Genomic DNA, 249 nt, shown 5'->3' with positions numbered 1-249 from the left:
GCGGTCGGGCTGATCTTCCTGCTGGTGCTGCCGTCCGTGACCGCGCTGGTGTACCTGATCGGGCGTGGGCGCGGGATGGCCGAGCGCAGCACCCGGGCCGCGGTGCCGGCGCGGAAGGCGGGCGACGCCTACATCCGGGAGGTCGCCGGCTCTGGGTCCCCGGGCCAGCAGATCGCGCAGGCCAAAGCGCTGCTGGACGAGGGCGCTATCAGCGCGGAGGAGTTCGCCGCGCTGAAGGACCACGCGCTG

1 protein-coding gene is annotated in these 249 nt (G+C 73.9%); it reads left to right on the top strand.

What is annotated here, in order from left to right; all coding sequences use genetic code 11:
* On the top strand, nt 1–249 hold a 249-nt coding region (locus KVT14_RS20795), incomplete at both ends, for an SHOCT domain-containing protein (protein ID WP_217617337.1).

This window comes from Cellulomonas sp. GbtcB1, from assembly GCF_019091725.1.
Classification (GTDB): domain Bacteria; phylum Actinomycetota; class Actinomycetes; order Actinomycetales; family Cellulomonadaceae; genus Cellulomonas.
Note: the sequence above shows the minus strand (reverse complement) of the source record. Positions and strands in the feature narration are given on the sequence as shown.